The organism is Pseudomonas sp. HY2-MNA-CIBAN-0224 (assembly GCF_040310285.1).
In the GTDB taxonomy this organism is placed as follows: domain Bacteria; phylum Pseudomonadota; class Gammaproteobacteria; order Pseudomonadales; family Pseudomonadaceae; genus Aquipseudomonas; species Aquipseudomonas helleri.
Genome location: NZ_JBEOPQ010000960.1, coordinates 1 through 231, shown reverse-complemented (window position 1 = coordinate 231; position 231 = coordinate 1). Strand labels below are relative to the sequence as shown.

The following is a 231-nucleotide window of genomic DNA, read 5'->3' as shown; positions in this document are numbered from 1 at the left end:
GCCCATTGATCGCTGCTGTGTGTTGGGCAATTAAATTCGATAGCCGCTGGCAATGCCAGCGCTGCAGCAACAGGTGCTGGCGCGGCTAAAGGCACTATCGCTTTTTGACTGGCAATACTTTTCCATTTTTTAGCAAATGGGGTAAACACCTTGTACATATCACCGGACAAATTTTGCACTTGTCCGGCTGCAAATACGCAGTCTTGATCGATTAACGTCAGTGGCAACCCC

1 protein-coding gene is annotated in these 231 nt (G+C 48.9%); it reads right to left on the bottom strand.

Annotated features, from left to right (window positions below):
* Window positions 1-231, bottom strand: a 231-nt coding sequence (locus AAEZ03_RS29100; RefSeq protein WP_350583490.1) for a deoxyribodipyrimidine photo-lyase, incomplete at both ends; no start/stop codon positions are given.